The sequence below is a fragment of the Streptosporangium sp. NPDC048047 genome (assembly GCF_040653115.1).
Classification (GTDB): Bacteria; Actinomycetota; Actinomycetes; order Streptosporangiales; family Streptosporangiaceae; genus Streptosporangium.
This window is the reverse complement of sequence record NZ_JBEZNH010000049.1, coordinates 1-17,148: the sequence shown is the minus strand read 5'-3', so window position 1 is coordinate 17,148 and position 17,148 is coordinate 1. Positions and strand designations below refer to the sequence as shown.

The following is a 17,148-nucleotide window of genomic DNA, read 5'->3' as shown; positions in this document are numbered from 1 at the left end:
GCGCAGCCGGTCGCGGGCCCGCCCGGGAGGGTGCGCGACGGGCGCCGGAGAGGTGGTCGGGCCGTTCTCATGTTCGTCTCCTGCCGGTGAGAAGAGGGTGGAAGGGCCGGTGGCGGGCGGTTTCCGTGCTCGCCCTCACCGTGCGCCCCTCCTGGAGAGAAGCGCCTGGCGGCCCACGAGGTCGTCCGCGGGGGCGTCCGGCACCTCCCGGTCGAAGCGGGCCAGTGTGCGGGTGCGCAGCGCGGTCGCCACGATCATCGCCATGGCCAGGGCGAAGGTCACGTACATGAGCCCGATGCCGCGCCCCTCGCCGACGCCGATCAGCACGCCCAGCGTGTCCGCCAGGGGCTGCCCGGGGGCCATCAGCGGCTCGAAGACGGCCGCGCCGTACGGCGCGACGAGCCCGAACCCGATCGGCAGCGTGGACCAGGCGATCATGGTGTTCAGCGCGAACACCCGCCCGTGGAACCGCTGCGGTACCTTGACCTGGATGATCGTGGTGTAGACGCCGTTGACCAGGGCCAGGCAGAGCGCCATGCCGCCCGCCCCGGCGGCGATCAGCCAGAGGTCCGGCCGCGCCCCGGTGAGCAGGCAGAAACCCGCCAGCGCGGCGGTCAGCGCGAGCATCCCCCGCATGCGGCGGTGCCGCGGGCCGCCCCAGAAGGTCATCAGCAGCCCGCCGAGGAACGCCCCCAGGCCGGACACGAACGCGACCGTGCCGGCGTCGTCCAGGGAGGCGAACGACAGGACCAGCGGGGAGATCATCAGGAACAGCGGCGAGAGGAAGACGTTCAGCACCGCGAAGAAGATCAGCATCCCCCGCAGGCCGGGCTGCCCCCAGGAGTACCGGAAGCCGTTGCGGATCTCGGCGACGAGCGGTTCCTTGCGGCGCCAGGCCATGGTGGCGGGGAACCGCACGAGCAGCAGGATCGTGACGGCGACGACGGAGCCGAGGATGTCGAGCACCAGGATGCCGCCCAGGCCGATGGCCGCCATGAGGCCCACCGCGATCAACGGGACGATGAGCTGGGCCACGCCGAAGGCCATCTGGGCGACCCCGTTGGCGTGGCCGAGGTTGCGTTTGGGCACCAGCTGGGGGATCGCCGAGCCGTACGCGACCCGCTGGAAGGTGAGCGCGACCGACAGTACGGCGAGCAGCGGGTAGACGTGCCAGGATTCGAGCGCCCCGGTCCACAGCAGTGCGCCCAGGACGAGCTGGGTGCCCATCGCTCCCAGGTCGCCCGCGAGCATCACCCTGCGCCGGTCGCTGCGGTCGACGAGGGCGCCCGCCAGCGGCGCCACCAGCAGGCCCGGGACCAGGCCGGCGACGGCCATCAGCGCGAAGCGCGCGAGCGAGCCGGTGGTGAGGTAGATCCAGATCGGCAGGGCGAACTCGGTGAGGGCCGAGCCCGTGATCGACGCGAGCTGACCCAGGGCGACCAGCAGGAAGCGGCGCATGGACGGCTGCGGCCCGGTGGGGGCGGCCGCGCCGGGCCCGCCCCGCGACACGCCGTGCACCCACCAGTCGGCGTCCTCGGCGCGGGGCCTGACGGCGGTGGCCACCGCCGTCGCGGCCACGGCGCCGGCGTCGGTGGTCCCGGCGTCGCCGTCCGCCGTGCCGTCGTCGTCCGCGGCGCCGGTGGCCGTTGTGTCGTCGATGCCGGGGCCGAGGACGGTGTGGACCCAGGTGACGATCTCCGCCAGCTCATCCGCCCGATATTTCAGGAAAAAGTGTCCTGCTTCGGCGAGCACGACCACGGCCGAGACCGGGGTCAGGAAGTGCCACTCGAGGTAGCGCTCCTCGTAGTAGTCGGTCGCCGGGTCCTTCTCCCCGGCCACCGTGATGATCGGCGCCCGGAGCCCGATGCCCCGCTCCGCGAGCAGGCCGGTGAAGTACTCCTCGGCCGCCTCGGAGTCCCGGCGCATGTTGCGGATGATCTGCCGGGCCTGCGCGGGGTCGAGGTCCTTCATGTCGACGCCCATCGACGTCAGCCAGTTGGCGTAGGTCTGGTCGCCGCGCAGGGACTCCATCCGCGCCAGCCTGGCCAGCGTGGAGGCGGCCCGGCTCTGCGGGCGTGCGAACGGGAAGATCGCGCCGATGTACACGGCCTCCAGGCGGCGCCCGGCCGCCTCCAGCCGGCGGGCGATCTCCACGGTCAGCGCCGACCCGACGCCGCAGTGCCCGTACAGCGCGACGGGCCCCTCCACCTTCTGGAGGACCTCCGCGACGCACCGTTCCGCCAGTTCGGCCAGCGGGAGCCGTTCCTCGACGAGCCCGACGTCGTGGCCGGGGATGGCCAGCGACCACAGGGCGTGGTCGGCCGGCAGGGCGTCCGCGAGCGGCTTGTAGACGACCGCGCTCCCGCCCCCGTAGGGGACGCACACGAAGGTGAGCGCCGGAGTCCCCGTCCGGCGCGGGGTCAGCTCGTGCAGCAGGCCGCGGGGCGCGCGCTCGGCGGCAGGCAGGTCGATCACCGCGGCCAGTTCGCGGACGGTGGGGTTCTTGAACAGGTCCATCACCCCGACGCCGCTGCCGCGCAGCTTGGCGATCACCTGGGTGGCCAGCAGGGAGTGCCCGCCGAGGTCGAAGAAGTCGTCGTCGACGCCGATCCGGCCGGTTCCGAGCACCTGCGCCCAGACCTCGGCGACGGCGCGCTCCGTCGGCGTGGACGGCTCGGTGAACGGGGCCCCGTCGTCCCGGCCGGCCGCGGGGGCGGGCAGGGCGCGCCGGTCGAGCTTGCCGTTGGGGGTGAGCGGCAGCGCCTCGACCGCGACCGTCGCCGAGGGCACCATGTAGTCGGGCAGGACGCGTTTGAGCGCGGCGCGGTCCGGCGGCTCACCCACCACGTAGGCGACCAGCCGCCGGTCGCCCGGCCGGTCCTCCCGGACGACGACCGCGGCGTCGTCCACGCCCGGCTGGGCACGCAGGGCCGCCTCGATCTCGCCGGGCTCGATGCGCAGGCCCCGCAGCTTGACCTGTCCGTCGATCCGGCCCAGGAAGTCGAGGGTGCCGTCCCGCCGCAGGCGGGCGAGGTCGCCGGTCCGGTAGAGGCGGGCGCCGGGCGGGCCGTACGGGTCCGGCACGAAGCGTTCGGCGGTGAGCGCGGGCCGGCCGAGATAGCCGGTCGCGACCTGGGCCCCGCCGATGTGGAGCTCGCCCGGCACCCCGGCGGGCAGCGGGTTCATCCGCTCGTCCAGCACGTACAGCGTGGTGTTGGCCACCGGTGACCCGATCGGCACCCGGGCCTGCCCGGCCAGCGCCTCCGGCGTGCACCGCCAGGCGGAGACGTCCACCGCCGCCTCGGTCGGGCCGTAGAGGTTGTGCAGCTCGGCGGGGATCAGCTCCAGGCACCGGCGGGCGAGGTCGACGGGCAGCTCCTCCCCGGAGCAGATGACGCGGCGTACCGGCAGGCCGGCGAGGCGCGGCCGGGCGGGGCCCGCGTCAGGCCCGGTGCCCGCACCGGCGCCGATGCCCGCACCGGCGTCGGTGTCGGCGTCGGCGTGCGCCAGGAAGGCGGCGAGCATGGAGGGGACGAAGTGCAGGGTGGTGACGCCCTCGGCGGCGATCAGCTCGTGCAGGTAGGCGGCGTCCCGGTGCCCGCCGGGCCGCGCCAGGACGAGCCGGGCCCCGGTGATCAGGGGCCAGAAGAACTCCCAGACCGACACGTCGAAGCTCGCGGGCGTCTTCTGCAGCACCACGTCGTCCGGGCCGAGGCGGAAGCGGTCCTGCATCCAGCGCAGCCGGTTGCAGATCCCCGCGTGGGTGTTGACCACGCCCTTGGGCCTGCCGGTGGAGCCCGAGGTGTAGATCACGTAGGCGGGGTCCCCGGGACGGGCGGCCGGCGGCGGCGACGGCGCCGACGACGGCGCGGGCCAGGCGGCCGGCGTGTCGAGCGTGAGGACCGTCGCGGTGACGCCGGGAAGCCGCGGCACCAGGTGCTCCTGGGTGAGCAGCACCGGTGCCCCCGCGTCCTCGATCATGAACGCGAGCCGGTCGGCCGGGTAGTCCGGATCCAGCGGGACGTACGCGGAGCCCGCCTTGAGCACGCCGAGCAGCGCGGGCACCAGCTCCAGTGACCGTTCGGCGCAGACGCCGACGAGCGAGCCCGGCCCCGCGCCGTTCTCCCGCAGCACGCCGGCGATCCGCCCGGCCCGCTCGTCCAGCTCGGCGTAGGTCAGCGACCCGCCGTCGAACGTCACGGCCACCGCATCGGGGGTGCGCTCCGCCTGGGCCTCGACCAGCGCGCCCAGCGTCGCCGGCGGCCCCTGGTCGACCGCCGTGTCGTTCCACTCGTGCAGCACCCGCAGCCGCTCGGCGTCGGTGAGCGGGTCCAGCGCGGAGATCGGCGTGTCGGGGTCGGCGACGGCGGTGCGCAGCACGGTGGCCAGCATGCCGGCGACGCCTCCGACGGTCGCCTCGTCGAAGAGCGCGGTGTTGTAGACGAACATCCCCGACTCGCCGGTGACGTAGAGCTCCAGGTCGTACCGGGTCGCCCACCGCCCCAGCGGGAAGTCCCCGGCCGTCACCTCGTCCGGCGCCGCGGGGGAGTCCTCCCGGGGAGCCGGCTGGGGGCCGTCGTAGTTCTGCATGGCGAGGATGACCTGGAACACCGGCGACCGGGAGGTGTCACGTTCGACGTTGAGCTCGCCGACCAGCTGCTCGAAGGGCAGGTTCTCGTGCGTGAACGCGTCCAGCGCGAGGTCCCTGACCGCGAGGAGCAGCTCGCGGAAGGACGGGTCCCCGGACAGGTCGACGCGCATCGCGAGCATGTTGACGAAGCAGCCGACCAGCCCCTCCAGCTCGGGCAGCGAACGGCCGGCGACCGGCGAGCCGATCGTGAGGTCGGTCTGCCGGGAGAGCCGCCCGAGCACGACCGCGAAGGCCGCCAGCACGGTCATGTACGGCGTGGCCCCGTGCGCCTGGCCGAGGCTCTGGACGGCGCCGGCGAGCCCGTCGTCGAGGCGGAAGCCGTACGTGGCGCCGTCGTGGGTCTGCTGCGGCGGCCGGGGGTGGTCCAGGGGCAGGTCCAGCGGCGGGGCGCCGGCCAGCCGTCCGGCCCAGTAGCGGAGGTCGTCGTGCTGCGCTGGACGCTCCCGCTGCCAGGCCGCGTAGTCGCCGTAGGCGATGGGCGTCTCCGCGGGGGTCCGCCCGGCGTAGAGGTCCATCAGCTCGCGGAGCATGATCGAGATCGACCAGCCGTCCGCGGCGATGTGGTGCACGGCCAGGGCGAGCACGTGGTCGCCGGGGGCCAGCCGCACCAGGAGGGCGCGCAGCGGCGGTCCGGCGGCGAGGTCGAACGGCTCGGCCAGGAACGCGTCGACCAGCCTCCCGGCGTCCCGCTCGCCGGCGGCGTCCGCGACGGCCAGCGGAACCGGGGCGCCGCCGCCGCCGTCGACGGCGGCGACCGGCCGGCCGTCATCGGTGTGCGGGAACCGGGTGCGCAGCACCTCGTGCCGGGCGGCCAGGTCCCGCAGCGCCCCGCGCAGCCGGTCGTGGTCCAGCGGCCCGCGCAGACGCCGCGCCACCGGGATGACGAGCGCGGGGGAGCCGGGGGTGTACTGCTCCATGAACCACAGCCGCTCCTGCGCGTACGATAGCGGGGGAGGCTGCGACCATTCGCGCCGGGGGATCGTCTCCTTCCGGTCCTCCCCGCTCAGCATCCGGGCCAGCAGCGCCCGCTTCGGCTCTGAGAGCTCCGTCATCGCGTCTCCATAACCCGCAGGGCTTCCTCGTCGGACATCTCATCGAGCTTCGAGATCAGGAACTCCTCGACCGCGGCGGCGAGCTCGGCGACCGTACGGCCGGCGAAGACCAGCCGGATGGGCACCTCGATGCCGGTGGCCCGGCGCAGCCGGGCGGCGACCCGGGTCGCGAGCAGCGAGTGACCGCCCAGGGCGAGGAAGTCGTCGTGCACGCCGACCTCCTCCAGCCCGAGCAGCTCACACCAGATGCCCGCCACGAGCCGTTCGGCGTCGGTGCCCGGCGCGGCGCGCCCGCCGCCCGCCGGGGCGCCCGGCGGCGTGCCCGCCGGCGTGTCCGGTGGCGGGGGAAGCGCCGCCCGGTCCACCTTGCCGCCCGTCGTGAGCGGCAGCGCCTCCAGGCGCACCCAGACGGTCGGCAGGAGCTGCCGCGGCAGGAACCGTTCCAGGTGCGCGCGGAGATCGGCGGGCGTCGCCGTACCCGTCACGTAGGCGACGAGGTCGTCGCCCCGCGCGGTGACGGACGCCTGGCCCACCCCCGGGTGGGCGCACAGGTGGCCCTCCACTTCGCCGGGCTCGATCCGGAACCCGCGGACCTTGAGCTGGTCGTCCAGCCGGCCCAGGAACTCCAGCCGGCCGTCGGCGCGCAGGCGGCCCCGGTCCCCCGTCCGGTAGCGGCGCGACCCCGGCCCGCCGTGCGGATCGGGCACGAACCGGTCCGCGGTCGGCGCGGGCCGCCCGAGGTAGCCCCGGGCCACCCCGGCTCCGCCGATGACCAGCTCTCCGGCCGCTCCCGGGGGAAGCGCCTCGCCGTGCTCGTCCACCACGCGCACCGAGGTCGCCCCGATCGGGCGGCCGATCGGGGGGTGGCCGCGGGCGGCCTCGGCCCCGAGTTCCGCCATGGTCGCGATCACGGTGCCCTCGGTGGGCCCGTAGGTGTTGAGCAGCCGGACCCCGTCGCCGAAGCGGGTGCGCCAGCGCCGCACCGCGGCGGCCGCGACCTGCTCCCCGCCGAGGATCACCAGGCGCAGCGCCGGGGGCCACGGCGTATCGTCCAGGTCCTCGACCAGGCTGTGCCAGTAGGCGGTCGGCAGGTCCAGCACCGTCACCCCACCGCCTCGCGGGGAGGTGAGCAGGTCGGGCAGGGTGGCCGCGCCGTCGGGCAGCAGGATGAGGGCCGAACCGGCGGCGAGGGCCGGGAAGATCTCCTCCACGTGCGTGTCGAAGGCGAGCGAGGCGAACTGGACGACCCCGTCGCCCGCGGTCAGGCCGTACTCGGCGCGCATCCACCGGACCCGCGCGGCGACCGCCCCGTGCTCGACCACCACGCTCTTGGGCACGCCCGTCGAGCCGGAGGTGGAGATGACGTAGCAGGCGTCCCGCGCCGTCACGGTCCCGGCCGGGGTGGCCGGGCCGGCCGGCGCGACGTCCCCGGCGTTCCCGGGGGCGGACGGGTCGATCGCCGTGACGCCCTCGGGGGCCCTGTCATGCGTGATCAGGTGGACGGCGCCGGCGCCGGCGAGGGCGCGCGCCGCGCGCTCGCCGGGGTGGTCCGGGTCGAGCGGCAGGTACGCGGCCCCCGCGCGCCAGACGGCGAGCGGCGCCGCGACGGTCCAGGCCGAGCGGGGCAGGCGCACCCCGACGACGTCGCCGGGGCGCACCCCGTGCCGCAGCAGGGCCGCCGCCAGCCGCGCCGCCATGGCGTCCAGCTCGCCGTAGGTGACCTCCTGCCGCCCGCAGACCACCGCGACGGCGCCGGGGGCACGCCGCACCGCGTCGGCGATCATCTCGGGGACGAGCGGGGCCTCGCGGGCGTCCCGGCCGCCGGTCTCCCCGGCGCCGTCTCCTGCGCTCCCTCCGGCGGCGGTCTCCCCAGTGTCGTCTCCTGCGGTCTTCCCGATGCCGTCCTCGGCGGTCTCCCCGGTGCCGTCTCCGTCGGCCAGGGCGTGGATCTCCTCCTCGTCGGCGGCGGTCCAGATCCCCAGCCGGGACAGCGGGACGGCCGGCCCGGCCGACACCGACTCCAGGAGCCGCAGGTAGCGGTCGGCCAGGCGGCCGCCCGCCCGCGGCTCCGCGAGGGCCGAGTCGTGGCACAGCGAGACGGTCAGACCGCCGGAGTCCCGCCAGACCTCGACGAGAAGACCCGCCTTGACCTGCCGGTATCCGGCGTCGAACGGTTCCACGGCCAGCCCGCCGAACGGCCGCGAGGTCCCGTCGTCGTGGTTGTGCATGATGAACATGGTCGGCATGAGCGTCTCGGGCGGATGTCCGAGACGCTCGAAGGGGACCGACGTCCGTCCCAGGGCGGCCATCGCCTCGCCGCGGGTGCGGGCGAGCAGCCCGGTGAACGGGGGGTCGCCCGACAGGTCGCCGCGCAGCACGACCGTCTGCGCGAGATAGCCGACCAGCGGCTCCAGCCCGACCCGGTCCCGTGCCGCGGCGACCGAGCCCACGAGGACGTCGGTCCGCCCGGTGTGGCGTAGCAGCAGCACCTGGTAGGCCGCGAGCAGCACGGCGAAGAGCGTGGTCCGGTGCTCCTGCGCCAGACGGTCCAGCCGGGCGGTCACCGCCGCGGGCACCCGGACGGTGTGGAACACCCCGGCCCCGCTCCCCCCGGGGTCCGGCCGGAGGCCGAAGGGCAGCTCGGGAACCGGCGGGTCCGCGAGCCGCCCACGCCAGTACGGCACGGCGCGTTCGGCGCGGTGCCGCTGCCAGCGCGCGTGGTCGCTGGGCTGCACGGCGAGTGGGCGCAACCGTGGCTCGCGCCCCCCGCTCCGCGCCGTGTAGCACTCGGACAGGTCGTCGAGCAGGACGTTGAGAGACCAGCCGTCGGCGATGATGTGGTGCAGCGTCAGGCAGAGCACGTGGTCGTCGCCGGCGAGCCGGATCACCGCGATGCGCACCGGCGGCCCGCCCGCCAGGTCGAAGGGCGCGTTGACGCGCTCGGCCACCATCCGTTCCGCCTCGCCGGGGTCGCCGGCGACGGCCCACTCGATCGGCGGGGCGGCGGGTGAGGCGGGCTGCGGGGTGACCGGTGAGGGGGCCGTGGGGGCGGCCGGTGAGGAGACCGCCCAGGGCACGCCGTCCTCCTCCTCGAACCGGGTTCGCAGGCTCTCGTGGCGGGCCACGACGTCGGCGAACGCCGCGGTCAGCGCCGCCGTGTCGAGCGGGCCGCGCAACCGCCGCACGAGGTACATCACGTAGGAGGCGTCGCCGGGGGTGAGACGCTGCAGGAGCCAGAGCCGCTCCTGCGCCGGGGAGAGCGGCGCCCTCATGCGCCCGGCGCCAGTCCGTCGAACAGCGCGGCGAGCTCGTCGGCGCCCATCCCGTCGAGCTGGTCGCGGAGCGCGACCACGTCGGCCAGGTCCAGGTCGTCCGGGTCGAGACGGTCCATCTCCGCCGCGAGCCCGGCCACCGTGGGATGCTCGAAGAGCGTCGCGAGCGGCACATCGAGCGTGAACCGGTCCTGGATCCCGGCGATGATCCGGGTGGCCGTCAGCGAGTAGCCGCCCAGGGCGAAGAAGTCGTCGTCGACGCCGACCCGTTCCACCCCCAGCGCCTCCTCCCACAGCGCGGCGAGCTCGGCCTGGACGGAGGTCTCCGGCGCGCGGTACGGCACGGCGCGGGAGCGGGTCCACCGCGGCGGCGGCAGCGCCTTCCGGTCGAGCTTGCCGTTCGGGGTGAGCGGCAGCGCCGCCAGGACCACCAGGTGGGAGGGGACCATGTACTCGGGCAGGCTCCGGCGAAGGTGCTCCTGAAGCCGTGGCCAGGCGTGGTACGGCGTGTCCGCCGGAGACCCGGTCGGGTCGTCCTCCGGAGATCCGGGCGGATCGTCCGCCGCGCCGCCGCCGGGGGAGCCGGACGTGGATCGGCCGGAGGCGGCGTCGAGGGTGCCGGGCGGGTCGTCCGGGACGACGTAGGCCACCAGCCGGGGCAGGCCGTCCGGGCCGTCGCAGACCCCCGCCGCGGCCTGCCGCACCCCCTCGGCGGACCGTAGCGCGCCCTCGATCTCACCGAGCTCGATGCGGAACCCGCGGATCTTCACCTGCTGGTCGGCCCGGCCCAGGTACTCCAGGCGTCCGCCGGCGGTGATCCGGGCGAGGTCGCCGGTGGCGTACATCCGGGCGCCCGGCCGGTCGGCGAAGGGGTCGGGCAGGAAACGGGCGGCCGTCCAGGCGGGCATGCCGTGGTATCCCAGGGCCAGGCCCGCGCCCCCGATGTGCAGTTCGCCCGTCTCGCCCCGGGGCACGGGCCGGCCCCGCGGGTCGAGGAGGTGGAGCGTGGTGGCCCTGATCGGCTCTCCCAGGTCGACGGGGTGCGGTGCGGGCCGTACGAGCCCGGCCGTGGACCACACGGTGGTCTCGGTGGGCCCGTACACGTTCCACAGCCGGGCGCCGTCGGCGAGCAGCGCGTCGGCCAGATCGCGCGGCACCGCCTCTCCGCCGCACAGACGGGTCGTGATCTTCTCCGGCACCCCGCCGGACTCCAGCAGGATCCGCCAGCCCGCCGGGGTGGCCTGCATGAACGTGACCCCCTCGGCGGTGGCGCGCTGCCGGAGCGCGGGCCCGTCGGCGGCCTGGGCCGCGGAGGCCACGACCACGCGCGCGCCGCACGTCAGCGGTAGCAGCAGTTCGAGCACCGAGATGTCGAAGGAGAGCGTGGTGACCGCGAGCCAGGCGTCGCCGGGGGAGGGCTCCAGCAGGGCGGCGAAGGACTCCAGCAGGTTGACCACCGCCGCGTGCGGGACCGCCACCCCCTTGGGACGGCCGGTCGACCCCGAGGTGTAGATCAGGTAGGCCGGGTCGCCGACGGGATCGGACGCGCCGGATGCACCCGACGGGTCGGACGGACCAGGCACACCGGACGGCGGCGCGGAGGGCCCCGCCGGAGACCGCACATCGGACCGCGGCGTCCCTCCGGGCGTGAGCGTGAGCACGTCGGGGACGCCGTCGAGCAGGGAGGCGTCGACGCCGGGGGTGGCCAGCACCAGGCCGATGCCGGCGTCGTCGCGCATCAGCGCGAGACGGTCCGCGGGGAACGACGGGTCCAGCGGCACGTACGCGCCGCCCGCCGCCCACACGGCCAGCATCGCGACCACCATGCCCGTCGTGCGTTCCAGGCAGAGGCCGACGGGAACCCCGGGGCTCACCCCGCGCCCGCGGAGGACGGCGGCCAGGCCGTCCGCGCGGCGGAGCAGCTCACCGTAGGCGAGCTCGCCGTCGGGTCCGCTCACCGCGACCGCGTCCGGCGCGGCCTCGGCCCGCCGCCGGATCAGTGCCAGCGTCGTCACCATGATCATTCGCCTTTCAGGTACCGCCGTGAGCCGGCGTCGGCAGCGGCGTGTCAGGGTCGGTCGCGGCCCGCCGTACCAGGCCGGTGAACGCCTCGGTGAGCCGCCGGGCGGTGCCGGCCTCGAAGAGGTCGCCGTCGTACTCGAGGAAGCCGCCCAGGCCCCGCTCGTCACGGAACAGCTGCGCCGAGACCTCCGCCCTCGTGCGGCCGAAGGGCGGCTGGGGGAGGGCCTCGACACGCAGATCCGCCATGCTCGTCCGGAGCAGGGCGTCGGTGGGCAGGTTGTGGGTCAGGTTGAACAGTGCCTGGCACAGGGGCGGCCTGCGCAGGTCGCGGGAGGGCGACACCGCGGCCACGACCCGCTCGAACGGGGCCTCGGCGTGCTGGAGCGCGCCGAAGACGGTGCGGCGGACGCGGCGGAGGAGGGTACGGAAGGACGGGTCGCCGGACAGGTCGGCCCGCATCGCGAGCGTGTTGGAGAAGTCGCCGATCAGCGCCGAGAACTCCGTCCTGCCCTGGCCCGCGACGGGCACCCCGACGCAGAAGTCCGTCTGCCCCGACGCCTGCCACAGCGCCGCCTGGAACGCCGCGAGCAGCGCCATGAACAAGGTGTGGCGCTCGGCCACGGCGAACCGCTCCAGCCCGGCCAGGTCCGCGTCGGGAACGGCCACGGCGACCCGCGCCGCGCGGCCCCCCCAGCGCGCGGGGCGCGGATGGTCGGCGGGCAGGTCGAGCGCGGGCACGCCCGCCAGCGCCCGCGTCCAGTACGCGGTGTGGCGCGCGCCCTCGCGCTCGAACCGCTCCCTCTCCCATGTCACGAAGTCCGTGTACTGCGCCGGCAGGTCGTCCAGGCGGTCCGGCCGCCCCTCGCGGTGCGCGGCGTAGCACTCGGCCAGCTCACCCATCAGGACGTTCAGGGACCAGCCGTCGGCCGCGATGTGGTGCAGCCCGATGCACAGCAGGGCGTGCCCACCGGGCTCCCGCCACATCAGCGCCGTCCGGATCGGGGGATCCGACCGGAGGTCGAACGGCCGGCCGGCGTAGCGGGCCACCGCCTCGGCCTCGGACTCCTCCGTCTCGCCGGTCAGGTCGATCTGCTCCAGGGGGACCGGCCGCGGGGGCGTCACGATCTGCACGGGCCGTCCGTCGCGCTGGACGAACCGGGCCCGCAGCACCCGGTGACGCTCGGCGATCCGGGTGAAGGCCGCGGCGAGGCCGCCGGGATCGACGGGGCCGCGCAGCCGGACCGGCCAGATGATGTTGGAGCCGGTGTCCGAGGGATCGAACCTGCTGAGGAACCACAGCCGCTCCTGGCCGAACGACAGAGGCCAGGCCGGACCGGCCTCCGCCTCGTCCGTCCCGCCCGCCCTGCCGGCCAGCGACCGGCGCAGCGCCTCCCGCCGGGCCGGGGGCAGGGACGCCAGGCTCCGCCGCAGCGCCTCATGACGCTCCGCCGGGGTCAACGGTTCCCGTCCGGGGCGTCCCTCTGCGTCCGGTCCCGGTCCCGGACGCTGCGCGGCCGTATGTCGGTCCAGACCTCGGCGATGTGGTCGAGGCACTCCTCCCGGGAGCCCTCGAACCCGGTCGGCGTCCAGCCGGGCGGCGGCTCACGGTCGGGCCACCAGACGGAGTACTGCTCCTCGTGGTTGACGACGACGCGCATGGCGCTGTCCGTCATGTCATCTCCTCAGGGGTCCGCGGGCGTTCGGTGGTCGTCCGGTGGACATCCGGCGGTCGTCCGGCCCGGGAGCGGGCCTCGGCGACGTGTCGGACGAGCCCGTCGACGGTGTCGAGGTGGGCCGCGTTCCCGCCCATGTCGACGTCGACCCCGTACTCGTCGTCGATCGCGTCGATGAGGCGGATGTAGGTGAGGGAGTCGACCCCCAGGGCGGGCAGCGTGCATTCGGCCGAGAGGATCTCCTCCACGGTCAGCTTCCCGTCGCTCGCCCAGGACAGCAGTTCCGCCATCCGCTCCCGCGTCATGTCACCCGGGTGGCCGTCCGTCATGCCGCTCAACACGTCTCCTCCCGTGTCCGGGCGATCTCCTCGGCGACCCCGTTGACGGTGGGGAGATCGATGAACACCTCGAACGACAGCTCCACATCCAGCCGCTCGCGCACCATGGCGATGATCCGGGTGATCGTCAGTGAGTGCCCGCCCAGGTCGAACAGATCGTCGTCCGGGTCGACACGGTCGCGGTCCAGCGCCTCCTGCCAGATCGCGGTGACCTCCTTGACCAGGCTCTCGTCGGCGGGCCCGCCGGCCGGCCGCGGCCCGGCGTCCGCGGCCTCCGGAGCCCGGACCGCGGCGGGCAGCGGCAGCTCCGCGAGCCGGTCGCCGGGCCGCTCGGCGACCGCCGCGAGGAGCGTCCGCAGGTGCCCGGCCACGACGTCGCCGTCCACGGCCTCGGGATCGAACCGCACCGTGGCGGTGATCCGGTCCGGGGCGTCCACGACCTGTAGGTGCAGGGGGTTGCGCACGGCTCCGCTGAACATCGCCCAGTCCACGGAGGCGTCCAGTCCGTGGAAGACCGGGTCGCCGCCGTCCCGCCGGCGGTAGCTGAGGGAGACCGGGGCGAGGGCGGTGCGCGGTGACACGCCGCCCAGCGCGCGGGCCAGGGGCACCTCGCGGAAGGCGTAGACGGCGCGCAGCTCCGCGCGGACCGACGCGGCGAACTCCGCGAAGGTGGTCTCTCCGCCGGGCGCACAGGCCACCGGCAGTTCGTTGACGAAGAGCCCGACGTGGTCGCGGGACTCCGGGGCCCGGGTGGACAGGTCCACGGCCACCACGGGCGCGTCGTTGCCGTAGCCGTACAGCAGGGTGTGCAGCACCGTCAGCAGCAGCTCGAACCGCGTGACCCCCAGCTGCCCGGCCGCGGCGGCGAAACCTTCGGGGACAGGCAGGTCCACCTCCAGGCCGGGCGCCGCACGCAGGGACGGCCTGGCCCGCAGCCCGGGAAGCCGGAGGTCCGGGTCCTCCCGCCGGCGCGTGCGCCAGAACTCCGCCGCGGCCTCCTGCTTCGCCGCCACCCGCGAGAGTCCGTCCTCCACCACCCGCCCGTAGGGGACGGCCGGCGGATCGAGCGCCGCTCCGCCGTAGGCGGCGGACAGGTCGTCGAGCAGGACGTCCTTGGACACGCCGTCGAAGACGACGTGGTGGGCGACGACCAGCAGGACGTGCCGCTCCGGCGCGAGCCGGAAGAGGGTGAACCTGGCCGGCGGCCCGGCGGACAGGTCGAAGGGCCGGGCCACCTCGCGTTCCACGAAGCCGGCGCGGGCCTCCTCGACGACGATCGGCGGCGGATCCGCCGCGCGCACCAGGCTCGGCTCGCCTCCGCGCTCGACCAGCGCGGCACGGAGCACGGGGTGACGCTCCGCCACCGCCGCGCAGGCGGCCAGCATCGCCTCCACGTCCAGCGGCCCGTCGAGCCGTACGGCGAGCGGCATGTGGTGAGCGGTCCCGCCCGCGCCCGCCCGCTCGGTGAGCCACATACCGTGCTGGGCAAGGGACGCCTTGCCGATGAGGGGTCTCGACATATCACTCACTCACTTGACGTGGGACGTGGGACGTGGGCCGGTCCGCGCCGGGGCCGGCCGGTGACGCGGAGGTTCCCGCCTGCCCGAGCAGGCGCCGCAGATCTTTCTTGAGGACCTTTCCCGACTGGTTCCTCGGCAGGGACTCGACGAGGAACACGTGGCGGGGCAGTTCGTGCCGCGCCAGCCGCTCCGACAGGAAGGCGCGCAGCTCGCTCGCGGTCACCGCCTCCGCGTCGTCGCGGGGTACGACCGCGGCGGCGGGCACGGCGCCGAGAACCGGGTCGGGGACGCCGAACACGGCCGCCTCGCGGACCCGCGGATGCTCGTGGAGGGCCGCCTCCACCTGCAGGGTGGAGACCTTGAACGCGCCGGACTTCAGCACGTCGCTCTCGCGGTCGATGAGGTAGAGGTAGCCGTCGGCGTCGAGGCGGCCGAGGTCGCCCATCCGCACCCAGCCGCCGCGGAAGACCGCGGAGGTCGCCCGGTCGTCGCCGTAGTACGACCGGGTGACCGCGGGGGAGCGCAACCAGATCTCGCCGGCCTCTCCCGCGGGGAGGGGCTCCCCCCGTTCGTCCGTGACGCGCAGCGCGCTGCCGAACGCCGGCCGTCCCAGCGCCTCGGGCCGTCGCGGATCGTAGATCATGACGGTCTGGGCGGGGGCCGCCTCGGTGGAGGTGTAGTAGTTCGTCACCGCCGCGCGGGGGAAGGCGGCGGCGAGCCGCGCCGCCAGCGCCGGAGGAAGGGCGGCCGCGGCGGAGCCCAGGAGCACGACGCTCGACATGTCGTACCGCTCGTGCAGGCCGGCGTTGAGCAGCTCCATCGCCATGGTGGGCACGAGGAACACGCTCCCCGCCCGGTAGGACTCGATGAGCCGGGCGAACCTCGCGGGGGTGAACCCGCCCGGAGTCAGCATCGCCGGGTGCGCCCCCAGCGCGTTCATCACCATCATCTGACCGGCGTTGGTCCCGATGGGGAACGCGTGCAGCAGGTGGCGGGAATGCCGGAACCTGCGGCGGTCCGACCGCCCCGCCCAGCCGAAGGTCAGGTTCGCGTGGGTCGCCCCCACGCCTTTCGGCCTTCCGGTGGTCCCCGACGTGTAGAGGATCTGGGCGAGATCCCCCGGGCCGGCCACCGGCGCGGGGGCGTCGCGGGTGTCCTCCTCGACGTCCTCGACGCGGGCGGTCCAGTGGTCTCCGGGCGGCGGCGTGAGGCCCCGCCCGCACAGCACGGCCGAAGCCGAGGAGTGCCCGAGCATGTACGCGATCTCGGGGGCGGCGAGCCGGTCCGACAGCGGCACGGCCACCGCGCCGGCCTTCTGCACTGCGCAGCAGGCCACGCAGAAGTCGATCCAGTCCCCGGCGCCGAAGAGCAGCCCCACCCGGTCGCCGCGCCGTACCCCCCGGCGGGTGAGCCCGTGTGCGACGGCGTCGGAGCGCCTGTCCCACTCGCCGAACGACATCGTCCCGCGTCCCTCGACGACGACGGCCACGCTTCCGGGCTCGTGCTTCGCCCGCGCTCTGAGCATGTCCGGCACGGTCCGTGCCGTCATCGGATATCCGGTCGCGGCGCTTTCCATGGTTCGGCCTCCCCGATGACCACAGGACTTCCTGGCCGGTCGATCAGTCGTGGTCCAGCGGTGGTTCGGTTGGGTGACGGGAGGGAGGCACCCGACACGGGCGGTCCTCCAGCCCGGGAGAGTCCGCGAGACTTCCCCGGGCGCACGCCGTGGCGGTGCTCCCAGACGGTGAAGGCCTCCAGCAGGGGAAACGATGCCTGCATTTCGTGCTTCATTGCACGGAGGCGGTGAGAGAACGCTCTCAGTGACGAGAAGGCTAGAGACAGCGCCGATGCTCCGTCAAGGTTTACGGATATCCGGACCGAAATTCATCGGGCTCCTGACTGCGCCTAGTCGGGAAACGCCAATAAGTCCAGCTCAGTCGGTATTATCTTTAAGTTTCAACGATGATCGCCTGGTCTGTGGATCGCGACGACCTGCACTTTCGGGCAGGGTTGACATCAAAGACGGACGGCTCCTAATCTCGCCTCGGAGAGCGCTCTCTCACGCGTGAACCGTGTTTTCCCAGGCCGGGCGCACTATTCGGCCGCCGATGCCAGGAGTGAACGTGACCGTCACCGCCTGTCAACCGCAGGGCCCGCCGGTCGCGTGGTCCCTGCCCGTCGACGAGGACCTCCGGCTCCTTCTCCTCATCCGTCATTTCGAGCTGGCGCTTCTCCGGCTGTTCGAGGCGGGTGAGCTGAGCGGCACCACCCACACGTGCCTCGGTCAGGAGTACATCCCGGTCGCGCTGTCGCGGTTGTTGCGTGAGGACGACTTCGTGCTCAGCAACCACCGGGGACACGGTCATTTCCTGGCCCGGTACGCCGAGCCGTACGGGCTGCTGGCGGAGATCATGGGCCGGGAGGGGGCGCTGTGCGCGGGCGTCGGCGGCAGTCAGCACGTCTACCACCGGCGTTTCCTCTCGACGGGGGTCCAGGGTGAGAGTCTGCCGGTGGCGGCCGGTGTGGCGCTCGCCCTCAGGGGCTCCGGTGCGCTGGCGTGCGCCTACATCGGTGACGGCACCTGGGGGGAGGGCGCGGTCTATGAGGCCCTGAACATGGC

Annotated in this window: 9 protein-coding genes; 1 reads left to right on the top strand and 8 read right to left on the bottom strand. The window is 74.5% G+C overall.

Translation table 11 applies throughout. The features are described 5' to 3' along the window. Positions 1 to 135 precede the first annotated feature (135 nt). The 8 genes from AB0D67_RS30350 to AB0D67_RS30315 are packed head-to-tail and all read right to left on the bottom strand — an operon-like array spanning position 136 to position 16,077. Positions 136 to 5,703 (bottom strand): amino acid adenylation domain-containing protein, encoded by a 5,568-nt coding sequence (locus AB0D67_RS30350; protein ID WP_362943570.1) that lies wholly within the window; start codon positions 5,701 to 5,703, stop codon positions 136 to 138. Further along, complete coding sequence (locus AB0D67_RS30345; protein ID WP_362943567.1) at positions 5,700 to 8,975, bottom strand: amino acid adenylation domain-containing protein; 3,276 nt, start codon at positions 8,973 to 8,975, stop codon at positions 5,700 to 5,702. The genes AB0D67_RS30350 and AB0D67_RS30345 overlap by 4 nt, the downstream gene beginning before the upstream one ends. Then, positions 8,972 to 10,993, bottom strand: coding sequence for a non-ribosomal peptide synthetase (locus AB0D67_RS30340; protein ID WP_362943564.1), 2,022 nt, complete (start codon positions 10,991 to 10,993; stop codon positions 8,972 to 8,974). Before AB0D67_RS30340 ends, AB0D67_RS30345 begins: the two co-directional genes overlap by 4 nt. 13 nt (positions 10,994 to 11,006) lie before the next feature. After that, a complete protein-coding gene (locus tag AB0D67_RS30335; RefSeq protein ID WP_362943561.1) occupies positions 11,007 to 12,455 on the bottom strand; it encodes a condensation domain-containing protein in 1,449 nt (482 codons plus the stop codon). Then, positions 12,452 to 12,670: an MbtH family NRPS accessory protein gene (locus AB0D67_RS30330; RefSeq protein ID WP_362943558.1), complete on the bottom strand. Its 219-nt coding sequence runs from the start codon at positions 12,668 to 12,670 to the stop codon at positions 12,452 to 12,454. Before AB0D67_RS30330 ends, AB0D67_RS30335 begins: the two co-directional genes overlap by 4 nt. Continuing rightward, positions 12,667 to 12,999, bottom strand: a complete 333-nt coding sequence (locus AB0D67_RS30325) for a phosphopantetheine-binding protein (protein ID WP_362943668.1) — start codon at positions 12,997 to 12,999, stop codon at positions 12,667 to 12,669. Before AB0D67_RS30325 ends, AB0D67_RS30330 begins: the two co-directional genes overlap by 4 nt. Before the next feature lie 5 nt (positions 13,000 to 13,004). Beyond that, positions 13,005 to 14,528 (bottom strand): condensation domain-containing protein, encoded by a 1,524-nt coding sequence (locus tag AB0D67_RS30320; RefSeq protein ID WP_362943555.1) that lies wholly within the window; start codon positions 14,526 to 14,528, stop codon positions 13,005 to 13,007. 1 nt (position 14,529) lies between these two features. Beyond that, positions 14,530 to 16,077 (bottom strand): class I adenylate-forming enzyme family protein, encoded by a 1,548-nt coding sequence (locus AB0D67_RS30315; protein ID WP_362943552.1) that lies wholly within the window; start codon positions 16,075 to 16,077, stop codon positions 14,530 to 14,532. A 574-nt stretch (positions 16,078 to 16,651) separates the two neighbouring features. Here AB0D67_RS30315 and AB0D67_RS30310 point away from each other — a divergent pair. After that, positions 16,652 to 17,148, top strand: a 497-nt coding sequence (locus AB0D67_RS30310) for a thiamine pyrophosphate-dependent enzyme (protein ID WP_362943549.1), incomplete at its 3' end; no start/stop codon positions are given.